20 protein-coding genes are annotated in these 22,314 nt (G+C 58.2%); 1 reads left to right on the top strand and 19 read right to left on the bottom strand.

The annotated features are described in order from the left end of the window. Positions 1 to 95: 95 nt before the first annotated feature. The 18 genes from eutC to AC5SEO_RS04425 all read right to left on the bottom strand — a co-directional run bounded on the left by eutC (position 96) and on the right by AC5SEO_RS04425 (position 19,401). Positions 96 to 872 (bottom strand): ethanolamine ammonia-lyase subunit EutC, encoded by a 777-nt coding sequence (eutC, locus tag AC5SEO_RS04510; RefSeq protein WP_174011844.1) that lies wholly within the window; start codon positions 870 to 872, stop codon positions 96 to 98. Further along, the gene (locus AC5SEO_RS04505; RefSeq protein WP_495363752.1) at positions 872 to 2,272 is read right to left on the bottom strand and encodes an ethanolamine ammonia-lyase subunit EutB; all 1,401 of its coding nucleotides are present in this window, start codon (positions 2,270 to 2,272) and stop codon (positions 872 to 874) included. The genes eutC and AC5SEO_RS04505 overlap by 1 nt, the downstream gene beginning before the upstream one ends. Before the next feature lie 12 nt (positions 2,273 to 2,284). After that, positions 2,285 to 3,079: an ABC transporter permease gene (locus tag AC5SEO_RS04500; RefSeq protein ID WP_013761321.1), complete on the bottom strand. Its 795-nt coding sequence runs from the start codon at positions 3,077 to 3,079 to the stop codon at positions 2,285 to 2,287. Between the two features lie 12 nt (positions 3,080 to 3,091). Next, positions 3,092 to 3,970, bottom strand: a complete 879-nt coding sequence (locus AC5SEO_RS04495) for an ABC transporter permease (protein WP_019566396.1) — start codon at positions 3,968 to 3,970, stop codon at positions 3,092 to 3,094. Then, entirely contained in the window at positions 3,967 to 5,040 is a 1,074-nt protein-coding gene (locus tag AC5SEO_RS04490) for an ABC transporter ATP-binding protein (protein ID WP_495363791.1), read from the bottom strand. Before AC5SEO_RS04490 ends, AC5SEO_RS04495 begins: the two co-directional genes overlap by 4 nt. Positions 5,041 to 5,341: 301 nt before the next feature. Next, positions 5,342 to 6,382: an ABC transporter substrate-binding protein gene (locus AC5SEO_RS04485; protein WP_003517684.1), complete on the bottom strand. Its 1,041-nt coding sequence runs from the start codon at positions 6,380 to 6,382 to the stop codon at positions 5,342 to 5,344. Positions 6,383 to 6,444: 62 nt separating this feature from the next. Further along, positions 6,445 to 7,110, bottom strand: coding sequence for an RraA family protein (locus AC5SEO_RS04480; RefSeq protein WP_003517685.1), 666 nt, complete (start codon positions 7,108 to 7,110; stop codon positions 6,445 to 6,447). A 15-nt stretch (positions 7,111 to 7,125) separates the two neighbouring features. After that, entirely contained in the window at positions 7,126 to 7,908 is a 783-nt protein-coding gene (locus AC5SEO_RS04475; RefSeq protein ID WP_236771338.1) for a carbon-nitrogen hydrolase family protein, read from the bottom strand. 147 nt (positions 7,909 to 8,055) lie between these two features. After that, entirely contained in the window at positions 8,056 to 8,964 is a 909-nt protein-coding gene (locus AC5SEO_RS04470; protein WP_003517687.1) for a LysR family transcriptional regulator, read from the bottom strand. A gap of 418 nt (positions 8,965 to 9,382) precedes the next feature. Further along, on the bottom strand, positions 9,383 to 9,724 hold the full coding sequence (locus AC5SEO_RS04465; RefSeq protein ID WP_236761863.1) for a cupin domain-containing protein: 342 nt from the start codon (positions 9,722 to 9,724) through the stop codon (positions 9,383 to 9,385). A gap of 59 nt (positions 9,725 to 9,783) precedes the next feature. Then, positions 9,784 to 11,109, bottom strand: a complete 1,326-nt coding sequence (locus AC5SEO_RS04460; RefSeq protein WP_035199276.1) for an NAD(P)/FAD-dependent oxidoreductase — start codon at positions 11,107 to 11,109, stop codon at positions 9,784 to 9,786. Positions 11,110 to 11,121: 12 nt separating this feature from the next. After that, complete coding sequence (locus AC5SEO_RS04455; RefSeq protein WP_003517690.1) at positions 11,122 to 12,012, bottom strand: ABC transporter permease; 891 nt, start codon at positions 12,010 to 12,012, stop codon at positions 11,122 to 11,124. A 42-nt stretch (positions 12,013 to 12,054) separates the two neighbouring features. Further along, entirely contained in the window at positions 12,055 to 13,005 is a 951-nt protein-coding gene (locus tag AC5SEO_RS04450) for an ABC transporter permease (RefSeq protein ID WP_013761327.1), read from the bottom strand. A gap of 124 nt (positions 13,006 to 13,129) precedes the next feature. Next, the gene (locus tag AC5SEO_RS04445) at positions 13,130 to 14,791 is read right to left on the bottom strand and encodes a peptide ABC transporter substrate-binding protein (protein ID WP_495363751.1); all 1,662 of its coding nucleotides are present in this window, start codon (positions 14,789 to 14,791) and stop codon (positions 13,130 to 13,132) included. A gap of 140 nt (positions 14,792 to 14,931) precedes the next feature. Continuing rightward, the gene (locus tag AC5SEO_RS04440) at positions 14,932 to 16,263 is read right to left on the bottom strand and encodes an NAD(P)/FAD-dependent oxidoreductase (protein WP_495363750.1); all 1,332 of its coding nucleotides are present in this window, start codon (positions 16,261 to 16,263) and stop codon (positions 14,932 to 14,934) included. A gap of 1 nt (position 16,264) precedes the next feature. After that, complete coding sequence (locus AC5SEO_RS04435; RefSeq protein ID WP_495363790.1) at positions 16,265 to 16,975, bottom strand: SDR family NAD(P)-dependent oxidoreductase; 711 nt, start codon at positions 16,973 to 16,975, stop codon at positions 16,265 to 16,267. Next, positions 16,975 to 17,460, bottom strand: a complete 486-nt coding sequence (locus tag AC5SEO_RS04430) for a MarR family winged helix-turn-helix transcriptional regulator (RefSeq protein WP_026330963.1) — start codon at positions 17,458 to 17,460, stop codon at positions 16,975 to 16,977. Before AC5SEO_RS04430 ends, AC5SEO_RS04435 begins: the two co-directional genes overlap by 1 nt. A gap of 294 nt (positions 17,461 to 17,754) precedes the next feature. Beyond that, positions 17,755 to 19,401 carry an ABC transporter ATP-binding protein gene (locus AC5SEO_RS04425; RefSeq protein WP_019566405.1) on the bottom strand — a complete coding sequence of 549 codons (1,647 nt, stop codon included), beginning with the start codon at positions 19,399 to 19,401 and terminating at the stop codon, positions 17,755 to 17,757. Positions 19,402 to 19,732: 331 nt separating this feature from the next. On the opposite strand from AC5SEO_RS04425, the gene AC5SEO_RS04420 reads away from it, so the two are divergent. Continuing rightward, positions 19,733 to 21,760: an aq_1923 C-terminal domain gene (locus AC5SEO_RS04420; RefSeq protein WP_495363749.1), complete on the top strand. Its 2,028-nt coding sequence runs from the start codon at positions 19,733 to 19,735 to the stop codon at positions 21,758 to 21,760. Positions 21,761 to 21,841: 81 nt separating this feature from the next. On the opposite strand, the gene AC5SEO_RS04415 is transcribed toward AC5SEO_RS04420, so the two are convergent. Continuing rightward, positions 21,842 to 22,300 carry an Lrp/AsnC family transcriptional regulator gene (locus AC5SEO_RS04415; RefSeq protein WP_013761333.1) on the bottom strand — a complete coding sequence of 153 codons (459 nt, stop codon included), beginning with the start codon at positions 22,298 to 22,300 and terminating at the stop codon, positions 21,842 to 21,844. Positions 22,301 to 22,314: the final 14 nt, after the last annotated feature.

The raw sequence follows: 22,314 nt of genomic DNA, 5'->3' as shown, positions 1-22,314 counted from the left end.
TTATTTTCGTGGTTCGAAAGCGAAATCAACAGGCGCAACGGATCGAGCCGATGCACCTTGCCGGATCGTGGCTACGAATGAGATCTGCTTTGTTTCTAGTCGGACAAAGCCGTCAGCGGCTTTTCGAATTCAACCAGCGTCACGCCACTTGTCTCCTGCTGGCACATGGCGCTGATCAGGGTCATGATCTTCCCCGCCGCTTCGACGGGCGGAACGCCACCATCACGAATATTGGAAATGCAGTTGCGTCGGGAGTCCGGCAGCCCGGTCTCCGGCCTGAAGGTGACATAGGCGCCAAGACTGTCGGCTGCCGAAAGGCCCGGCCGCTCGCCAATCAGGATCACCGCCACCTTTGCGCCGAGCACGGCTCCCACATCATCCGCCAGCGCAACCCGCGCCTGCGTGGCAAGTGTGATCGGCGCAACCGTCAATCCGTTGCTTGCGAGTGAGTTAAGCAACGCCGTTGCCACCGGCACTGCATTCATCTCCACAGCCGTTGCGGAAAGCCCGTCGGCGATTACCAATGCGACATCGGCTCCCTTGGCCTGCCCGTCGAGCGCCAGACGGCCTTCGTCTGAAAGAGCACGGCCGAGATCGGGTCGGCGCAGGTAATCCGCACGGTCCTGCGCGCGGCTTGCGACATGCACGACATCCGCACCCGAAGCGCGCAAGGCACGCTCCATTTTTTCAATGTCCAGCGGACGCCACACTGCCTGGCGCGCCTGCGCATGATCCAACAGAAATGTCTGTACCGCGCGCGTGGGCGGGCTTGCACCCGTGCGGCCGAGCGCCACGCGTGCATCGGTTGCCACACGCAGGGCCTTGAGACGTTCCGGCGGGCTGGAGATGAGGGAGGGCCGGCGGTCACGCATCAGGCGGCGTCCCTTCCAAGAAAATCAAGTTCGCGAAGCCCGCGGTTCATCAGCGCAGGGTTCTCGATCATATGGCCGGCGGCATCCGTCACGCCCATATTCACCAGCCACTCCTCAAACTCCGGCGCAGGCCGACGCTTCAGCGTTTCGCGGGCATAGATTGAATCGTGATGGGAAAGCGTCTGGTAGTTCAGCATGACGTCGTCCGAGCCTGGCACGGTAATGACGAAGTTCACATCAGCGGCGCACAGCATGGTCAGCAGCACGTCCATGTCTTCCTGGTCGGCATCGGCGTGGTTGGTGTAGCAGACGTCGACACCCATCGGCAGGCCAAGCAGCTTTCCGCAGAAATGATCTTCAAGCCCGGCGCGAATGATCTGCTTGCCATTATAGAGATATTCCGGACCGATGAAGCCGACGACGGTATTCACCAGAAGCGGCGAGAATTCGCGCGCCACGGCATAGGCACGCGCCTCCATCGTTTGCTGATCGACACCAAAATGCGCATCGGCCGACAGGGCAGCCCCCTGCCCCGTCTCGAAATACATGAGGTCGCTGCCGATAGTTCCGCGCTTCAGCGACTGACCAGCCTCATGAGCCTCTCGCAGAACGGCAAGATCAATGCCGAAGCCCGCATTGGCCTTCTGGGAACCCGCAATCGACTGGAAAACCAGATCGACGGGTGCAGCGCGCTCCATCGCCCTGATAGCCGTCGTCACATGGCCAAGGCAGCAGGTCTGGGTTGGGATGTCCAGCCATTGCCGCAGATCGTCAAGCAACTGCACGACGCGGATATAGTCCGTCACAGCGCTGGTGGCCGGGTTAACACCGATCACCGCATCGCCGCTCCCCAGCAGCAACCCGTCAATGGCCGAGATGGCGATGCCACGGGAACTGTCAGTCGGATGATTTGGCTGGTTGCGGGTGGACAGGCGGCCGGAAAGACCAATCGTGTTGCGAAAACGGGTCACGACCTCCCGTTTGGCCGATACCGTCACGAGATCCTGCAGACGCATGATCTTGGAGACTGCCGCCACCATTTCCGGTGTCAAACCCCAACTTACCGCCTCAAGTTCCGCGTGCCCGACCTTGGAATTGAGCAGCCACTCGCGAAATTCGCCAACCGTCAGAGAAGACACCGGCGCGAAGGCCAGTGCGTCGTGCTGGCGCGCGATCAGGGCCGAAATCTCGTCCTCGTCCGAGGCGATCAATTCCTGTGCAACAAAGGTGGAAAGCGGCAGATCGGCCAGCGCCATCTGCGCCGCCAGTCTCTCCACCGGCCCTTCCGCCGCGATCCCGGCCAATTGGTCACCGGACCTTTCCGGCGTCGCCTTTGCCATCAGGGTTTTCAGATCGTCGAAACGATAGGTCGTGCCGGCTGCGATGTGTCGATAAGCCATTTTTCCGGCCCCTTACTTCACGAAAGTCTTCGTCAGGCCCACCGTACGGTCCACGATCAGGACGACGGCAAGCGTGAGCACGATCAGAAGAACGGAGATGGCGGCAACAAGCGGATCAGCCTGGGTTTCGACATGCTGATACATGGCAACGGGAAGCGTCGTGATGCGCGGACCGGTGAGGAACAGCGAAATCACGGCTTCATCGAACGAGACGAGAAAGGAAAGCGCTGCCGTTGCAACGATGCCAGGCGCGATCATCGGCATGGTGACGCGGCGAAAGACGGTAAGAGGTGACGCCCCGAGCGTGGAGGCGGCCTCCTCGTAGATCAGCGGCAGGCCCGCAAGCGACGTGGTGAGTACACGCAGCGCATAGGGCAACACGATGATTAGATGCGCGATCACCAGACCCGTGAATGTGCCGAGCAGGCCCGCACCGGCAAAGACGATCAGGATCGCAAGGCCAAGAACGATGGTCGGCAGAAGAAGCGGCGCGGTGAAGAAGGCGAGCAATGTATCCGCGCCAATCACCCGCATCCGCACGATGGCATAGGAGGCGGGCAGCGCAATCAGCATGGACAGAACGGTAACGATGACCGCAAGGAGCGTGCTGGTGCCCAGGGCGCCGATCATCTTGGAATTATGCATGAGATCCACATACCAGCGCAGGCTCCAGCCGGAGGGCGGGAAGGTCATGTAGCTGTCGGCCGAAAACGAGATCGGCACGACGAGCACCACGGGCGCAAGGAGGAAAAGGAACATGATGAAGGCGACAATTTTCAGCGCCAGCGGAGCGGGACGTTCTTCCATCTTCGATCTCCTTTACAGAATGGCCCGCAGAAGCCGGGAATAGAGCACCAGGGCGGCACCGAAAATCACGAGGATGATCATCGAAAGCGTAGCGGCGAGTGGCCAGTTGAGCGTCACGATGGCCTGATCATAGATTTCCGTTGCCAGAAGGAAGACGCGGCCACCGCCGAGCAGCTTGGGAGTGATGAACGAACTGACGGCCAGCACGAATGAGAGCAGGCAACCCAGGGCCACGCCGGGCATGGTGAGCGGCACGATGATCCGCCAGAACACTTTCCAAGGCGATGCGCCGAGCGTTTCAGCAGCTTCCTCGACGCGAGGATCAAGCCTGCCGAAGCCGGCGAGGAGCGCCAGGATCATATAGGGCATCAGGATTTCGGTAAGCCCGATGACGACGCCGATCTTGTTGAACAGCAGACGCACCCCGTCTTGCGCACCCAGTGCGAAGAGGATGTTGTTGATGAGGCCGTCATCCGCCAGGATTGCGATCCAGCCATAAGTGCGCACCACCGCCGAGGTGAGCAGCGGCGAAATGACCAGCACCAGCAAAAGCGTTTTCCAGCGACCCTGCGCCCGGTGAAGGTAGAGGGCGATGGGATAGGAGGCGAGCAGCGTGAGAACGGTGATCATAAGGCTGGTCAGAATGCTCTGACCAATCAGCTCGATATAAAAACCGTCGGTCAGTGTCGACGACCAGTTGTCGAGCGTATGGGCTTCCCCGAGACCGCCGCCGCCGAGGCTTTCGCGGAAGGAAAGCAGCAGCAGGTTGAAGACGGGCAACACAAAGGCCAGACCGTTAACCGCAATGATGGGTCCAAGAAGAAGGGTTGCGAGAAACACGATGGAAGAGGTACGGCCACCAGGAGCCGTGATCATGACCGCCGCCGTCATCGGTTTGCTCCGAAGACCAGAGTGTCCTCCACGCGCCAGACGAGACTGACCGCGCTGCCTGCTGCGACCGGCGTTTCACCGCCGGAGGTCGCGCGCTCCACGGACAGGGTCTGCCCGCCAGCAGCGATCTCGTAGTGGAGAATGTCGCCGGCATAATAGACATCGCGGACTTCGCCGGCGATGCGATTGACGGGCGCTCCGTCGAAATCGGGGACGGCGTCGCCAGCGACGGTCATGGCCATGCGATGCGGCCGTACCATCAGGTCGATCTTACCGCTGTGCGCGCCGGGCGCCCGCAGCACCGCATCGCCAACCGTGATGCGGTCACCGGCGGCGTTGCCAACCAGCCTGTTGGTGCGACCGACGAAGGAGGCGACGAATGCCGTAGCTGGGCGCTCATAGAGATCGTGCGGCGTGCCAAGCTGTTCCAGGTGCCCGCCATTGAGCACAGCGACCTTGTCGCACATGCTGAGCGCCTCAACCTGATCATGCGTGACGAAGATGGAAGTGATGCCAAGCTGTTTCTGGATACGGCGAATCTCGGCGCGCATCTCGTCGCGCAGCTTTGCGTCGAGATTGGAAAGAGGTTCGTCAAACAAGAGAATGGACGGCTGGATGACGAGGGCGCGCGCCAGTGCGACGCGCTGCTGCTGGCCTCCGGAAAGCTGGGCAGGGCGACGGTCCTCGCGCCCTTCCAGACGCACCATGGCAATGGCCTCACGGGCACGGCGTTCCGCCTCGGCAGCAGGCACTTTGCGCATTTCAAGACCGAACATGACATTCTTGAGGACCGTCATGTGGGGGAAGAGCGCGTAGCTCTGGAAAACGAGGCCAATGTCACGCTTATAAGGCGCAAGTTTCGTCACGTCCTTGCCGTCGATCAGGATAGACCCCGAGGAGACAGGAGAGAGGCCTGCAATCATGCGCAACGACGTCGACTTGCCGCAGCCGGAAGGACCAAGGAAGGCAACCAGTTCGCCCTTGGGAATCTCGAGATTGAGATTATCCACGGCGACGATTGTCTCGTAGCGCTTGGTCAGTGAAAGAATCGAGAGGAATCCTGGCTGCATGGTATCTGAAGTTCCCATTCTGGCTTCTTGCCTTTCTCCAGAGCATCTCCGACCCGCAGGGAATCGGAAATGCCTTGGCCCTTGATCTACGCAAGCGCGGCGAAAATTCGCTGCGCCGTTTCGCGGTGCCCCCCCGATGCAGGCCTTGGGGGCCGCTCGGCATGCATGTCCGCGTTGGCTCCCACCTCTTCCGCCCCAGCGCCGACAGAGGAGATGATCCGAGGGTTTTGGTATGCTGCTTCCGCGACTGCCATGGGAGCCGCGGAAGTCCTTTCATTTTTTTGCGCTCTGCGCAGAAGTCTCAACGGCTGAGGGGAATGACCTTGCGGCGCCAGTCCTGCGTAATCTGGTCACGGACCTTCGAGAGACCAATCCAATCCACCGGGATGACCTTGTCCATCGCCTTGACGACCGTGCGCTCACTCACATCGGCAGAGACAGAGGACTTGGAATTGGTCGGCGCATAATACATGGCGGCGGTAAAGGCAGCCTGGGCTTCCGGGCTCAGCGCATAATCAACGAACTTGCGCGCAGCCTCGGATGACGGACCACCCTTGACGAGGTTGAGCGTGTTGATCTGGAGGATCGTGCCTTCCTTCGGAAGAACCACCTTCATCTTGCCTTTGGAACCGTCAGCATTCACCTGGCTACGGGCGTTCCAGCCCACGCCCAGCGAAACCTGGCCGTTGACAACGTTCGGATAGACTTCCGGCTTCGGCTCCCAGGTCTGCACATTCGGAGCAACTTCAGCCATCGCATTGATGCCGGCATCGATGTTCTTGATGAAATCAGTGCCGCCATTCATATGGTCCATGATGATGGTGGTACCGATACCGACGATATCGGGGGCGCTCAGCATGGCGACTTTACCCTTGAGGGCGCTATCCTTCAGAGCGTTCCAGCTGTCGGGAGCCGTCTTGATGGCATCGGTATTGTAGATGAGCACGAGATTGTCGAACGTTACGCCAACCCCGGCCACGCCTTCGAAGCGGGCATTAGGATAGAGGTCGGCGACATTCTTGGTTACGCTTTCGTCGATCTTGTCAAACAGACCTTCGTCCGTACCTGTTTTGGCGACAGAGACATCCATCAGAGCGATATCGGACTGCGGCGCAGCCTTCTGGGCGCGCAGCGAGCCGAGCATTGCAGCAGAGCCCTGCTGCGGGAAATATTCGATCTTGATATCAGGGTTAGCCGCCATGAAAGGTTCGATGACGGCCTTGGTGTAACGCTCCTGGAAAAGGCCGCTATAGCCGAGGAACGTCACGGTCTGCTGGGCGTGCGCCGGAAGAGCGGCCGCGCCGAGCATGAGAATCCCACTCAGAAGTATTGTTTTCTTCATTGTCCTGTTCTCCTCTATTGTTATTTGGAGTGGCGGACTGATCCGCCACCCATAAGACGATGTCAGGCGCTCAGCTTGGCCTGAACGAGCTTGTTGGCGCCAGAAATGTCCGGCAATTTCTCACCGTTGCGCAGGCGCTGCAGAAGCACGAGTTCGGCTTCCTGCATGCCGATGGCGCGTTCAGCCATGGCTCTAGCCTGGCTTGGATGAAGAGCGACAACACCGCTTTCATCGCACAGGATCGCATCGCCCGGATTGATCACCTGGCCGCCGACGCTGATCGGAACGTTGATCGCGCCTTCGAGGCCGAGGATCTTGGTGGTGATGGGCGAAGGACCACGGCACCACATCGGCATGTCGACCTTGGCGAACTCCGAGAAGTCGGTCGCCGGGCCATCAACGACACCGGCCTTAACGCCGGCCATCTTCATGGTGTTGGTGATGACACCGCCCCAGCAGGCGTGACGGGTATCGCCGCAACGGTCGATGAGGACGATATCCCCGGGACGCACGAACTGCGACAGATAGTGGAGCATGGTCGAATCCGCATTGGGGATGCGCAGCGTGACGGCAGTGCCTGCCACACGTTTGCCAGGAAGGACGGCGCGGATTTCAGGATCGACGAAGCCGGAGTGAAGCACGTGACCGATCGTTGCGACTTCGACCTTCTCAAGAAGCTCGATGATGTCGGCACCGATCTGTTCGGGCATGGGGTTGGCGATAAACATTGAGTCTTTCTCCGATCAGAGAACGTGGTGGTTCGCCACCGGTACGTTGGCGCGCACCTTGGCCGAATAGTCGAAGTCAAGGACGGCACCGGCCGTTCCAACGCTGTCGGAGCATTGGGCGACGATGTGGCCCCACGGATCGATGACCATGGAATGCCCCCAGCATGCCTTCTTGCCACCCGCATGGGTGCCGATCTGGCCGACGGCCAGAAAGTAGGTCTGGGTTTCGACGGCACGGGCGCGCGCCAGAACTTCCCAATGGTCCTTGCCTGTCATCAGGGTGAAGGCCGCTGGCAGAACGATGACGTCTGCACCTTTGTCCCGCAGGGCGCGAAACAGTTCAGGGAAGCGAATATCGTAGCAGATGCCACAACCGATCGTCTTGTCGCCAACCTTGTAGGTCACCACTTCTTCGCCACGGGCAACGGAGTCGGATTCGCGGTAGCTGATGCCGTTCGGCGTATCGACGTCGAACAGGTGCATCTTGCGGTAACGCGCGATCTGTTTGCCATCCGGCCCGAAAACGAGCGTCGAATTATAAAAGCGATTGCCTTCCTTCTCGACGATGGAGCCGGCATGCAGCGTGATCGCGTGCTTCTTGGCCAGCCCCGAGAGCAGCGTGTAAATCTCGCCGTCAGGGAATTCCTCCCCGCTCTCATGCATCTCCTGGGGATTATCTCCAAGAAATGCGAAGTATTCTGGAAGAACAACAAGGTCAGGATTATCCGCCTTGACTGCCTTCTCAATAAGATCGGCAGCAACCTTAAGGTTTTCTGCCTTGTCATTCTGGGTATTCATTTGAACAAGTGAGACTTTCACGTTGCTCTCCTCTCATGTTGCGAGGAGAATTAAGAACGGGAACTGTTTTCATTACAAACGGAAAAACTCTATCGAAACCCATAAGGTAAGCTTATAGATTAATCATTTTGCGCTGCAGCGCAAAATTTAGGCGGCAGCCGTCATCCATTGCGTGGTGGTTTCACTGACGATTTCCGTCGCCATATCGGCAATGGCCCGGGCAATCGCGTTGTCGCCACGCTCCTGATAAACGGTGTGAAATGTGAGGGGCGGTACTGACGGACTAATGTCGAGAATACGCGCCTCACCGGATTTGATGATGCCGTCCACCAGCACACGCGGCAAAGCGCCCACCCCAACGGCCGCGGCCACAAGGCGGGTCATGATCGACAGCGAATTGGAATTATAGATGCGGCTGTCGGACAACCCGTGAGAATCGAGCAACGCGCGCAACGCCTGATGTGGCTGCGAGCCTGTCGAGAAGGTAAGTAACGGAAAATGCGCGATATCTTCGAGTGTGACGCCCGTTTCCGGCAGCGGCAATTCGACCGCGCCAACCCAACAGGACTCGAACGTACAGAGCGGTGAGTTGTAGATATTTGCAGCCATGATCGGCCCCATGATGAAACCGACATCCACCTCACCGTTTTGAATGCGCTGGGATAGTTTCAGGCTGGTGTCGATGGTCAGATCCAGACTGACGCCGGGGTAACGTTCGTTCATGCGGCGAATGAGCAGCGGCAACCAGGCATAGACGATCGTGTCGGCAGCACCGATGCGCACGGTGCCTCTCAGCGCCTCCCGGCTACTCACGATCTGTCGGAACTCACCGGTCAGATTGACGATCTTTTCGGCATGCTGCAGCGCCAGACGACCAGCAGGTGTCAAGTTGACGCAGCGCACATCGCGCGTGAAAAGCACGACGCCAAGCTCCCTTTCGAGGGCGGCAATTCGGTTGGACACCGACGCCTGGGTGGTATTCAACCGTTCCGCGGCCGCCGAAAAGCTGTTCAGTCGTGCAGCCCAGAGGAAAGTTTCGAGAAATCGCGTATTCATGAGGTAAAATCTTCCCGCATGGCTCCGCGAGCCGGCACTAACGTCGCTGGCTCGTCTTGCCCTTGGCCCTTTGTGGTTCGAGTGTAAGTATGTCCGATGCACGCCCCCATAAGCAAGGGATCAACGCCCTGGCCCTGGCACCGCTTTTTCGCACCGGCTGGGGCTGGGAAAAGGGATGACGGTCACAAGGATGTTTCAAATGAGTGGCCTGTTTTGCACCAGCTGCTTCCCAAACCATTGAACGCAAACAGGGCTCTGCGTCTCCTCGGAGCCCTGTTTCTTCAAATCTTTGATTGTCGGGCCATCAGCGTTGCACCGGATTGCTGTGACGAAAGACAGATCGGCGAGACCTAAATCCTCGTGCCCCGCATACAGGACACAGCCTGCCTTAGGTCTGCAGGCACCCCTCCCCCAAACCTCACGGCTTCGGGATGACAGTTGCGAGCTTACGGAACGGCGACAGGATTTCGAGGCGGCTTGGCACGCCCTTGGCGATGCTGATAATCGATCCGGGACCGATCTTCACAGGTTCGGCTTCGGCCTGCGAATACATAGCCTCACCCTCAACGACGACAAAAGTTTCCTCGAGGTCACGACCCGGATAGTTGTAGATGCCGGGCTCGGCCTTCCAGACTGCGACGATTGTGCCATTTTCGACCTGGTCCTGCCATATCTGGCGACGATACGAACCGCCTTCACGGCCTTCGGCGGGCATGGCCGGAACAAGATCCACGTCATCGGAAATATTGAAAATCGGCATGGTCACGGGAATTCTCCTTGCTTTGTCAATGTTGGCACGGACCTTGGGGCCGCGCCGGTTCAGGCATGGGGCGGCAGTTCCGCCCCAGCTAGTTTCGTGGATATGTTGTCGCGCAGCCGGTAGTAACGCAGCGCCATTGCGGGTGCGAAACCCATAAAGAAGGGAGCTGCCTTCAGTGGTTCCAGCTTCAGGGCAAGCTCGTTCTCCGGCTTACCAAGCGCCCATTCCGAAAGAATGGAACCGAGCATCGAGCCGGTCGGCACACCACGGCCCGAAAGACCGGTCAAAGCCACAACGCCCGGCGCGAGACCATAAAACCGCGGTACGGTGCGATATTGCATATCGAGTTCGCCGAACCAGAAATACTCCCAGCGGATCTCTTCCCGGAGCTTTGGATGCAGCCATTTGAGCCGTTCGCTCATGACCTGTCTCGTATAGGCCATGTCGCGGCCGCGGCGTCCCATGGGAAACATCGATGCGACGATCCGGCCTTCGGCATTGTATTTGTAGACGTAGATATCGCCGCGACCATCATGAATGGTCGTGTTCTGCGGCAGGACGGTCCGGCGTGTCTCTTCGGACAAAATTTGCGTGGCAGCAACGAACACGCGTTGAATCTTGAACGTCCGATCCAGCTTGGGCCAGCCGCCAACCGTATAGGCGCCAGTGGTAAAGATCACTTTCGACGCGACCACTTCTCCGCGATCGGTCTTGACCTTCCAGCCTCCGGTTATGTCGCGTTCGCAACCCGTCACCGCCGAGCCGGTAAATATCTTTCCGCGCTCCTGGATGACAGCACGGCCGAGACCGCGGGCGTAACCGAGCGGATTGAGGTGACCTGCCTCTTCGTGCAGCCAGCCGCCGTCGAAACGCGGACTGCCGGTGACCGCTTCCACCTCGTCACGGTCGAGCAGCCGGGTTTTCGCGCCCACAGCATTATAGGTCTCGACCTTGCGCCTGATCTCATCCATGGCGCCCTTATGCGGTGCGCCCATCACATAACCGTTCTGTACCCATTCGCAGTCGATCTGATAGTCGCGGATCATGCTCGATACGCGGTCATTCGCCCGCGTCTGCCGTTCGATCAGCCGTTCCGCCCAGGGCTCACCCAGCATCCTGCGCAGCTCGGGCAGGCTATAATGGGTAAAGGTCGGGGTGCAATGTCCGGCATTACGGCCCGAACCGCCGAAGCCGATTTCCTGCCGCTCCAGAAGCACGACATTGATGCCGGTTTTCGCCAGCTCCAATGCGGTCGTCAGACCGGTATAACCCGCGCCGACGATGCAGACATCGGCCTGCACGCGACCCGAAAGAGGCTCCGTATGCGGTGCTGAAGCTGCGGTCGCATACCACAGTGTCACGTCAAAGGGTGAGAACGAAACCATCTACCGACACCTTCAGTTCAGGTCGCTGCGCGCATCGAGCGCATCACGAAGCCCATCACCGATGAAATTGAAGCTGGTGACGGCAAGCGTGATGGCGACGCCCGGCACGATGGCGAGCCAGGGCGCCTTGTCGAGATATTGCTGGGCTCCGTTCAGCATATTGCCCCAGCTCGGCAGCGGCGGCTGAATGCCATAACCGAGAAAGCTGATATAGGCTTCCAGAAGGATGGCACGCGCAACCGTCAGGGTCGCGGCAACGATGATGGGGCCGACAGCATTCGGCAGCAGTTCCCGGAACATGATCCAGCCATTGGGCAGGCCCAGCATACGGGCTGCCATGACGAAGTCGCGTTCGCGCAGAGACCGCACTTCCGCTTCAACCAGACGGGCAATTTCCATCCAGCTCGTGACGGCAATGATAACCGTGATCATGAACGGGCTCGGCTTGACGAAAGCAGCCAGAGCGAGAAGCAGGAAAATACTCGGGAAAGACAGAAAGGCATCGACGAAACGCATCAGTATCGCGCCGATGCGCCCGCCATAATAACCGGCAACGACACCGATGATGGTGCCGATCAGTGTCGACAGCACCATGGCGAAAAACCCGACCAGCAGTGAAATGCGTCCGGCATTGAAAAGGCGCGCGGCTATGTCGCGTCCGAGCGGATCGGTGCCGAAAATATGGTAACCGGTCATCGGCGGGGCAAAACGGGCGCGCAGATCTATGAACAATTCGTCGTAAGGCAAGAGATAGGGCCCAACCACGCAGGCGAAAATCATGACGGTGATCATGATGAGGCCGAGCACAGCAAGCTTGTGGCGGGCGAAACGGCGCAGCGTGCGGTTCTGCCACCAGTGGAACCGCGGTGCGGCCTGTGAGGGATGGAGGGTTGCAGCGGACATGGTCTTTCCTTCGATTGAGTGCGGCGTTTCGTCGATCCGGCCCTATCCGAGCCGGATGCGGGGATCGACGAGAGCAACCATGAGGTCAGCGAGCAGACTTCCGATGAGCACGAGGATTGCGGAAAACATCAGAAGCCCCATCACGACGGGGTAGTCGTGATAACCAAGGCTATCGAGGAACAGGCGGCCCATGCCGGGCCAGGTAAAGACCGTCTCCGTGACAAGCGCGCCGCCGAGAATCGTCGGAAGCTGCAGACCGGCAAGGGTAATCATTGGCAGAAGTGCATTGCCGACGACGTGTTTCATCAGAACCCGGCGCGGGGTCAGCCCCTTGGCGCGGGCAGTGCGGACAAAATCCTGATTGATGACGTCAAGCGTCGCAGTCCGCATGTAGCGGCTCCAGACGGCGATGTTGACGAGGGCAAGTACCAGGCTCGGCATGATCAGGTGAATTGCATAGTCATAAAAAGACTGATCGCCGATCGTATACATGTTGCCCGCCGGTAGCCATTTCAGCCTGAGCGCGAAAACATAGATGGCCACCAGCCCGAACCAGAAGGTGGGAATTGAAAGCGCGACCATGGCCCCGACCGTGGCGGTGTAATCGAACAGCGTGTAACGTTTGGTCGCCCCCTTGATACCGATCCAGGTGCCGACAAGGATGGATACGACGGTTGATGAGACCATCAACAGCAGGGTCGCAAACAAATGCCCGGAGATGATATCGAGAACCGGACGTTGGTCGCGATAGGATTTCCCCCAATCGCCTTGCAGCAGGCGCCAGGCCCATTCGAGATATTGCACCGGCAAGGGTCGATCGAGACCCATCTGATGGGCGATGCGATCAAGCGCCTCCCGCGTCATGCCGGGCGTCAGGGCAAATTGCGACAATGGCCCGCCAGGCGCGAGGTTGAGGATGGCAAAACCGATGATCGAGACAAGCAGCAGAAGTACGAGGCTCTGCCATATCCGATGGAGAAGAAAGGTCAGCATGATGAGACTCCAGGTCGCATCGTGGAACTGGCTAGCACCATCCACGAATAGCCGTCAGAGTGCCGGCTGCTTCAAAGCCGGCACTTCACATGGATCGGGCATAAAGCCCTGTCTGCGGCAGGCTTTACGCCAGACGCCAGGTCGCAACGTTCCAGGTATCGATACGGTTATTGACGTTTGGCTTCACGTTTTCGACGCCCTGCTTGTGACCACGCACCGTTGCGTACTGGAACAGCGGCAACAGCGGCAGTTCCTTGCGCATGATCTCCTGGATCTTCAGGTAGACGGCCTTGCGCTCCTCCGGCACGAAGAGACTGCCGCCCTTGGCCAGAAGATCATCGACGTCCTTGTTGACGAACTGCCAGGTATTCTGGCCCGAGCCGCCTTTTGCAGCACTCGACGTTGAGCGGAAGAAGTCGGAGGTATCGGGATCCGGGCCGGTTAGGAAGTCGAGCCCGACGATAACCGAATCGAACTTCGACAGCATCCAGTAGTCACCCCACATGACAGCTGGCGGCAGGTTCGAAATGGTCATCTCCACGCCGATATCCTTGAAGGATTGCTGCATGTATTGCTGAACCTGTTCGCGGATGTGGTTGCCCGCTGTCGTGGAGCAGGTGAAGGCGAGCTTCACGCCATCCTTGGCGCGTATGCCGTCCGCCCCGGGCGCCCAGCCCGCATCGTCGAGCAGCTTTTTAGCTTTCTCGATGGAATATTCATGCTTGGGAAGATCTGGATTGTAATAGAAAGACTGCTGCGGAACGTAGCTTTCGGTGGGTGTGGGCAAACCGTAATAAAGTGCCTCGATGATCGATTGTTTGTCGATCGCCGCATAAAGCGCCTCTCTTACCGCCAGCTCCTTGAACTGTGGACGTTCCATGTTGAACGAGAGGGATTCAATCGTCGAGCCCGGCACGACGTTGACCACCTTGCCGGCGAGATCCTTGGCCTCGTCATAATGGTCGGGTGTGATCCATTGCAGGCCCACCACGTCTATGTCGCCGGTCTTGAACTGGGTGTACATCACATTCAGGTCGGGTACGTATTTGTAGACCAGACGCTCTATATGCGGGCCATCACCAAAATACTCGGTATTGGCGTCGAGCAGAATGTAGTCACCCGCAACCCGCTCTTTCCATTTGAATGCGCCCGTTCCGACCGGCGCGTTGTTATAGGCGGCGGTATTGCGGTCAGCTTCCGCACCTAGGAGGTGCTTCGGCGTAATAAATGTGGAAGCAAGGATCGAGGGATAGGGCGCGAATGGCTTTTCCATCTTCCAGGTGATTTCCGTTGGCGAAACCACGGTCAAATCCCGTACGAATTCGTGCCCGGTCTTGCGCCATGAACGGAAGTTGGGATCGACCAGGAGTTCAAGCGTGAACTTCACGTCTTCAGCGGTGAACGGCTTGCCGTCGTGCCATTTGACGTCGTCACGCAGCTTGACCTTCCAGTTGAGACCATCGGCGGAAATGCCGCCGTTTTCGACCGTCGGCACTTCGGCGGCGAGAGCTGCCACGAAGGCACCTTTCTCGTCGACATAAAACAGCGGGTCGAAGATGCTGAAATGGATGCCTTCATCTACCTCAATATGTGGCATATGTGGATTGAACACGGTAGGCTCCTGCGAGAAGCCGACCGTGAGCTGGCCTTTGGCGGCCTTGTCCTGCGCCATGGCGCGGGAAAAACCCGGAAGACCGGAAAGGACGACGCCGGATGCGCCGAGCGCGAAAAGGCAGAGTGCCTGGCGGCGGGTGGTATTGATAAGCGGCTTGTTCTGGTCGGACATTTTTTAGTTCCCCTTGATCCGATGGTTGAACACGACGATTATTTTTGCTTCCGCCTCTTTGGGCGGTACTACTCCCATCAGCAGTTGCCTGCCTCATGCGTCAAAAGGATCGGCGGCACCTGACCGCCGGGCTTCTCATTTCAAAAGCCGCTGACCAGTTCGATCTTCGAACCGTCGCTGAAGCGGCTGAAACGGAAATCGCGACGATCGACAATCGGATTGCGGCCTGTGACGATATCAGCCATGAGTTTTCCAGCCGCCGGGCCGATGCCGAAGCCATGGCCGGAAAAGCCGGTTGCAACATGAAAGCCCGGAATGGCGTCGATATTGTCGATGACCGGAATAGCGTCAGGCGTCACATCGATCATGCCCGCCCAGCGCTGCGAAATTTCGGCCTTTTCGAAGACCGGGAAGGCTTTCTTCAGCTTGGCAAAGGCGCCGTCCGTCATGTCCATCGCCGGAACGGGATCGAGCACGCGATTATATTCGAAGGGCGAAGCCTCATCGAGCGCCCAGCGGCGCGGAATGCGCCATTCATCGTAAAAGCGGCCAGTCAGGCGCAGGTCGAGTGAGCGCCACTCATGCCGCAGAGCCGGCAGGAATTTCAGTGCATAACGGAAAGATGCGGGCACGATGTCGACGATGTTCTGGAAGCCGTTCGCGATCGTATATCCGCCGTCGAGGCGCTTGCGGATCGCAAAACCGTTCGACCAGATTGCCTCTTCCGGACCGCCTTCCAGCGGCTTTGTGCGCAGCACGGAATTCATGACCTTGAGCTGCGGCAGATCGAGACCGTTGTTGCCGAGAAACAGGCTGGACCACGCGCCACCCGCCATGACCGCCGCCTTGCAGGCAATTTCACCGCGCTCTGTCACGACACCAGACACCTTGCCGCCGGAAAGCTGCAGCCCACGCACGGCGCATTCGGTCAGGATGAACGCGCCGCGGTCGCGGGCAGCTTCGGCGATGGCAGGCGCGGCGCGCTGCGGCTCGGCCCGGCAATCGCCGGCAGTATAGAGCGCACCGGCGACATCCATGTTGGAGCCGGGATATTTCGCCTTGAATTCCGCTCTACTCAGCATGCGGCTTTCAATCTGGTAGCCTTCCAGATTGCGGTTCCAGCGTTCGTGCTCGGAAAATTCCTTTTCGTTTGCGCATGTAAAGACGATGCCGGAACGCTTGAAACCGGTCTCCCGTCCTGTACGACGATTGAGATCCGCCCAGATGCGCAGCGATTCTGCCATCAATGGCACCTCGCGTGGGTCGCGGCGGGAAATGCGCACCCAGCCCCAGTTGCGGCTCGACTGCTCGTGGCCGATACCGCCCTTTTCGCAAAGTGCAACACGCAGCCCCTGATCGACGAGTTCGAGCGCGGTGGAGGTGCCGATAATGCCGCCGCCAATCACGACGACATCGACTTCTTTCGGCAATTCCGCATCGCCATGGACGGGAACGACATAAGGACCGGGCATGTCAGAAAAACTCCTCAAGCTGGCAATTGATGGCGAATTCGGCGACGGAAGCCTCATTCGGTAAGGACAGCAGCATGGCAATGATGCGGGCAAGATCGGCGGGCTGGGTCATTTGATCCGCCGACCGTTCGGACAAGGCGGTCGCCATATCGGTCGCAACGAAACCGGGGCATACGGCTGTTGCGCGCACGCCGCTTTCGAAGCCCGCCTGTCGGATGGCATGCGCAAGCGCGACCGCCGCAAATTTGGAGAGAGAATAGCTACCGGCAGATGCGGACTTCACCCGCTTGCCGGAGAGGGAAGCGAGGATGATGACCCGGCCACGACCGCTCTCGCTCAACGCCTCCCAGGCGGCCTTAACCAGCCTTCTCGGTGCCTTGACGTTGACCGCAAGCATGGCGTCGATGTCTTCGTCATCCGCTTCGATCACTGTCTTCGGTATCATGATGCCGGCATTGGCCACGACAGCATCGATACGACCGAAATGCTGATACGCTTCATCGGCCCAGCGCTTCTCCGCACTCGCATCATTTGCGTCATAATGGGCAAGATGGACCTGTCCCTCTTGACCCACAGCCCATTGCGGCAGCGACGGGCTGCGCATACCAAGCGATACCGACCAGCCTTCGCCAAGAAGAGTAGCAGCGATATGGTCGCCTATACCCCGGCTTGCACCGGATATGAGAGCAACGCGTTTTGTCGTTCGTTCCATCATGCTAGCCCCACAATATGGCGGTAGGCGCGACGCAAAATGTCGATAACCTGCTTCTGCTCGTCTTCCGGGATGAAGCTGAAGAAATCGCGCGATTGCTGCGGAACGATCTCCCGGATTTTCGTTGCAAGTGCCGCTCCGGCTTCGGTGATGTAAAGCTCCTGGGCGCGGCTGTCCTCCTGCGACACTTCCCGGCGTATCAGATCGTGCGACACCATCTGGTCGATGATCCTGCCCATTGCAGACCGGTCCCGCATCGTCAGATGAGCTATCACTGAAGGACGGATACCCGGGTAGTCATCGACGAGCAGCAGGGTCGTGATCTTTCCAGTTCCCTTCGCCACATCCAGCCCGTCCAGCCGGGCATCGAGATCGCGCGATACGGCAAGGTTGATCGTGCGGATGTAAAAGCTCAGCGTGTCTTCAAGCACGTCGAGATTGATATCAGTTGGCGATGTCGGCGGGTTTTCAGTTGGTTTGGACATGGAGTTTCCGTTCGAATGGTCAAAGATCGACATTGGCGCACACGCTTTCCCGGCGTGCCGCAGTGCAGGTTTTCGGCCATGTCGTATGTCAGTTTCGTGACTGAATGAAAGGATAATTAGTAGACAAACGCAACTACTTTTTATTCCTGAAATCATATTTTTATTATTTAAATCAGACCTTTAAAAGGAAAACCTCTCGCGCCGCCGGATCCACGATAATCCGGCGGTGCAATCGGTCTTTGATGTCGCGCGATGCAAAGTCTGACGAGGTGTCCGGCTCGTCAGACTTCGATGTTATGTGCCGACGGCAGTTGCCGCAGGTTCCCAGTCCGCACCGGGGATCGCAGCAACGAGTTTGCGGGTATAGGGATGAGCCGGCGACCGGAAGATTTTTGTCGGCGGCCCCTGTTCGACAACCGTTCCCTTGTGCATGACAAGCACATCGTCGCAAATCTGGCTTGCGACTCTCAAGTCATGGGTGATGAAGATCATCGCCACCTTCATTTCAGCCTGCACCCGCGCCAGAAGCTCCAGAACCTGCGCCTGTATGGAAACGTCGAGAGCAGACACGGCTTCGTCGGCCACAAGGACGACCGGATCAAACATCAGTGCACGGGCAATGCCGATGCGCTGGCGTTGGCCGCCGGAGAATTCGTGCGGGTAACGGTCATAGGCCTGTTCATCCAGCCCCACGAGCTTCAGAATTCCCAGAGCCTTAATTCTCGCCTCATGCACAGCCATTCCGTGGGCAACGGGGCCGACCGTCAAGATCCTGCCGATCGTATGGCGGGGATTAAGCGACGCGAAAGGATCCTGAAAAATCATCTGGATATAGGGTCGCAACGATCGAAACGTCGTTTCGTCCATCGCTGCTATGTCACGGCCATCGAAGCATATTGAACCGCCATCCGCCTCCAGCAATTTCAGCAGGACACGCCCGAGCGAGGACTTGCCCGACCCGCTTTCGCCAACGATACCAAGGGTCTGGCCCTTGTGAAGCTTGAAGCTGACACCATTGACCGCCTTGACGATACGGGCCTTGCGGAAAAACGAGCCGGAGCTGCGATATTCCTTCTCAAGATTTTCGACCTTGAGAACGACGGGGGCATCTTCGCTGACTGAACGCTCAGTGCTCCGCATCCGTGGCACCGCAGCCACAAGTCGCTGGGTATAGGGGTGGACGGGATTGACCAGAACCTGGTCCGCCCTTCCCTGCTCCACAAGATATCCCTTCTCCATCACCACGACGCGATCGGCAATTTCGGCAACGACGCCGAAATCATGGGTGATGAACATGACGCTCATGTTCTTGCGCTTCTGTATCTTGCGGATGAGCTCAAGGATCTGCGCCTGGGTGGTAACGTCGAGAGCGGTTGTTGGCTCATCGGCAATCAGGACATCCGGATCGAGTGCCAGAGCCATGGCGATCATGACCCGCTGGCGTTGTCCGCCAGACAGACGGAATGGATATTGCAGCCGCATCAGAGGCGGGTCGGGAAGACCGACTTCTTCAAGTAGATCCAGAACCTTGGTCTTGCGGGTTTCAGGCGTTCCATAGCCATGCGCTTCAAGCACTTCGGCGATCTGATCCCCGATTGTCATCAACGGATTGAGCGCGGAGAGCGGATCCTGGAAAATGATTGAGACCGCCTGACCACGCAGCGGCCGGATTTTATCTTCCCTGGCCGCAAGTATGTCCATTCCCTTGAAATGGATTTCGCCGGAGCTGACTTTTATCACGGGCGACAACAGTCCCATGATCGTGCTGGCAGTGACGGATTTGCCGGACCCGGATTCACCGATAATGCACAGGATTTCACCTGCGTGGAGGTCGAAAGAGATATTCTTGACCGCGTGGGTGCGCTCCATTCCCGGCGGAAGATCCACCGTGAGATTGCGAACGGACAGCACCACGTCGGCTGACGTGGTTGGATGCGACATAAGTTCCCCTTGTTTTTTTGTAACTTTGTTCGCTTTGGCCGACGCTTCATACGTCGGAAACAATATGGTGGACTATGTCTACTATATTGTCCAGTGAGTGGCGGTAGCTGAGACGGTCGAACCGGCACCGCGTTGGCGCTGTCCAGCATTCTTGACCTTTATGATCTGCAAAATGCCAGGCTGTCCCGTTTGATATTTGGTCAGGAACGGACCCGGCGTTTTGCGTTTCGGGACAAGTTCTCCAACTGTCCCGCTAGCGCCCACTTGCGGAGCAACTTTCGCGTGCTTAAAAGGCGTGCAGTTTCAAATCGCGTCGGAGAGGACCAATTTCGTGGAACAGGTAAATACCCAAACCGGTAAGGGCCGGACCAAAGCTTTATGGGCGGCGGTTGCGATTATTGCTGTTGCTGCTGTAGGCGTCATCGGGGGTAAGGCCTTCTACGAAGCAAAGGTCAGCGAACTCGTTGCCCGCACTGGCGCAACTGCCCGTTCCGTTGAGGTTGATTTCCTCGGGCAGATTCATATTCGCGAACTGGCCTTGCCGCTTGCCGATGGCAAGAACATCCGGATTGCAGCTATCGATGGACGTCCAAAATTTCCTTTCCTGGATGGCGCACTGGAGCTGAACGACATTAATGTTGATGTGCCAACCGGCAAGATCTCGATGGCGCATGCGCGTGTCGAGAATGCCGCGTTCACAAAACCGGATGCGGCTGAAGTATCCGGAGACGGAAATGCCAACTCTCTGCCTAAGCGCATAGAGCGTTTTGCAGCAGAGCGTATTTCCACGCCTGAGATGACATTCACGCAGTCTATCGCCACCACCGAGCAGAAGACTGTTTATAAGAACGTAGCCTTTTCGGACATCGCCAAAGGCCGGGTCGCCCGATATTCCATCGACAATGCCAGCTACGACATCCAGATGGATCTACCGGACAGCACTGGCGCGATGAAAAAGAAGCACTTGGTCGTATCGACCGGCGCCGTAGCCGGACAGGACTTCGATGCCGCTTACCTCGCAAGGCTCTATACGGAAAAAGCGGGTCCCGAAGATAAGGACGCAAAGCTTCTCTATGGCCCGCTCTCCGTCAGCAAAATCTCGTTCTCGGACGGAGACGGTCATTTCACCTACGATGAAATACGCAGCGACGGCTTCAGCGCCCGCATGCCGGCCGAGCCGCTTCTGGAAACGATGAGCGCGCTTTCGGCGACCAAAAATACCGACGAGCTTTCACCTCAGGAACGCCAGGCAATTTTCGCCAAGGCCCTGTCCATTCTCGATATGATTGGCAAGAGCAACATGCAGTTGCTCGGGTTCAAAGCCGACGCGCCTGATGAAAGCGAAGGGGCTGCCGGCAAAAGGGTCAAGGTCGGCATTGATCGTATCGATATGCAGATGGACAGCCGTAAGCTCGACTTCGGCCTGAATGGCATGTCGATCGGAAATGGCGTCGACACGATCGAAGTCGCCGAGGCAAGCCTCAAGGGCTTTGACTGGAGTTCCACAATCGAGAGTCTCTCCAAAATCGTCGGGCTTGACGACAAGCAGATCGAGACTTTCCCGTTTAATCACCTGATACCGGAACTGGGCACCGTCCGCGTCGGAGGCATCAATGTTGACGTCGCCGCCCCGGAACAGACAGACGACGAGACTGGTGAAAAGACGGAGGGCGTGCCTGAGCGCATCAAGTTCACGCTCAGGAATTTCGAGATGGGTCTGACAAAGCCCTTCAACGGCATACCCACAGATATCGTGATCAGGCAGGATGACCTTTCTCTTCCGATCCCGGAAGATTCGACCGAGGAAGTTTTTGTCGAAGCCCGCAAACTGGGTTTCGAGGCACTCGCCCTGTCTTATGCCCTTGCCGCCGGCTGGGATGAACCGAACAAGAACCTGGTGATCCGGGAAATCTCCATGCGCGGCAAGGATATTGGCAGCGTCAATTTCTCCGGTCTGGCGAGCGGGTTCACGGAGGAGTTCTTCTCCTTCGATACCAATCGTACCCAGGCCGCCCTCCTGGGGCTCGCGGGTCGCGAGGTAAAGCTGACGATCAAGGACGAAGGCATGATGGCCAAGGCTATCAAGCTGTATGCTCTGCAAAACGACATGACCGAGGATCAAGTGCGCGGTGTTCTGACACTCGTGGCAAGCGCGGGGTTGCAGCAGATCGCAGCTGAACAGCCCAAACTCAAGAGTGCGGTGGACGCGTTGCTTCGCTTCATCAACAACCCAGGTACTCTTACGGTTACCGCCCGCTCCACTGGACCAAATGGCCTTGGTCTTTTTGATCTGGTTGCAGCGTCTGAAAACCCGATGCTTCTTCTCGACAAGGTCGATATCCAGGCGACGGCCGAGTAAGTCGTCCGATCGCACCCCCAAACGGTTCAAGCTCCGGTTCTCGGAGCTTGAACACACCGGGCGCGGAGCTTCTAGCAAAGCTTAGATGCGCCGCGCCTTGATCGTGTTCATGACAAAGCTGGTCTCGATGGTGTCGACGCATTTCAGCTTAGCGATCTTCTCTTTGATGAAGCGCTCGTAGTCCTCGAGCCCACCACACATGACCTTGAGCATGTAGTCCCTCGAACCCGTGACGAGGTGACATTCCAGAACCTCGTCCCAGTCCAGAACGGCCGCCTCGAACATCTGGATTTCGTCATCGTGCTGGCGACTGAGGCGGATGGATGCAAGCGCGGTCATCGTCCATCCCTCGATTGCCGGATCAACGATCGCGGAATAACCTTTGATCACCCCCGTCTCTTCCAGCCGTCGCAGCCTCCGCAGACATGCAGATGCCGACAAGCCTACTCGCTCGGCAAGTTCGTTGTTGGTGATCCTTGCGTCGGCAGACAGCTCCTTGACTATCCGCCGGTCGATCGGATCTGCAATTTTTTGCGACATAAAGCACAATTCTC

It is taken from the genome of Agrobacterium sp. K11 (assembly GCF_059429395.1).
This window is presented reverse-complemented; position numbering and strand designations above follow the sequence as displayed.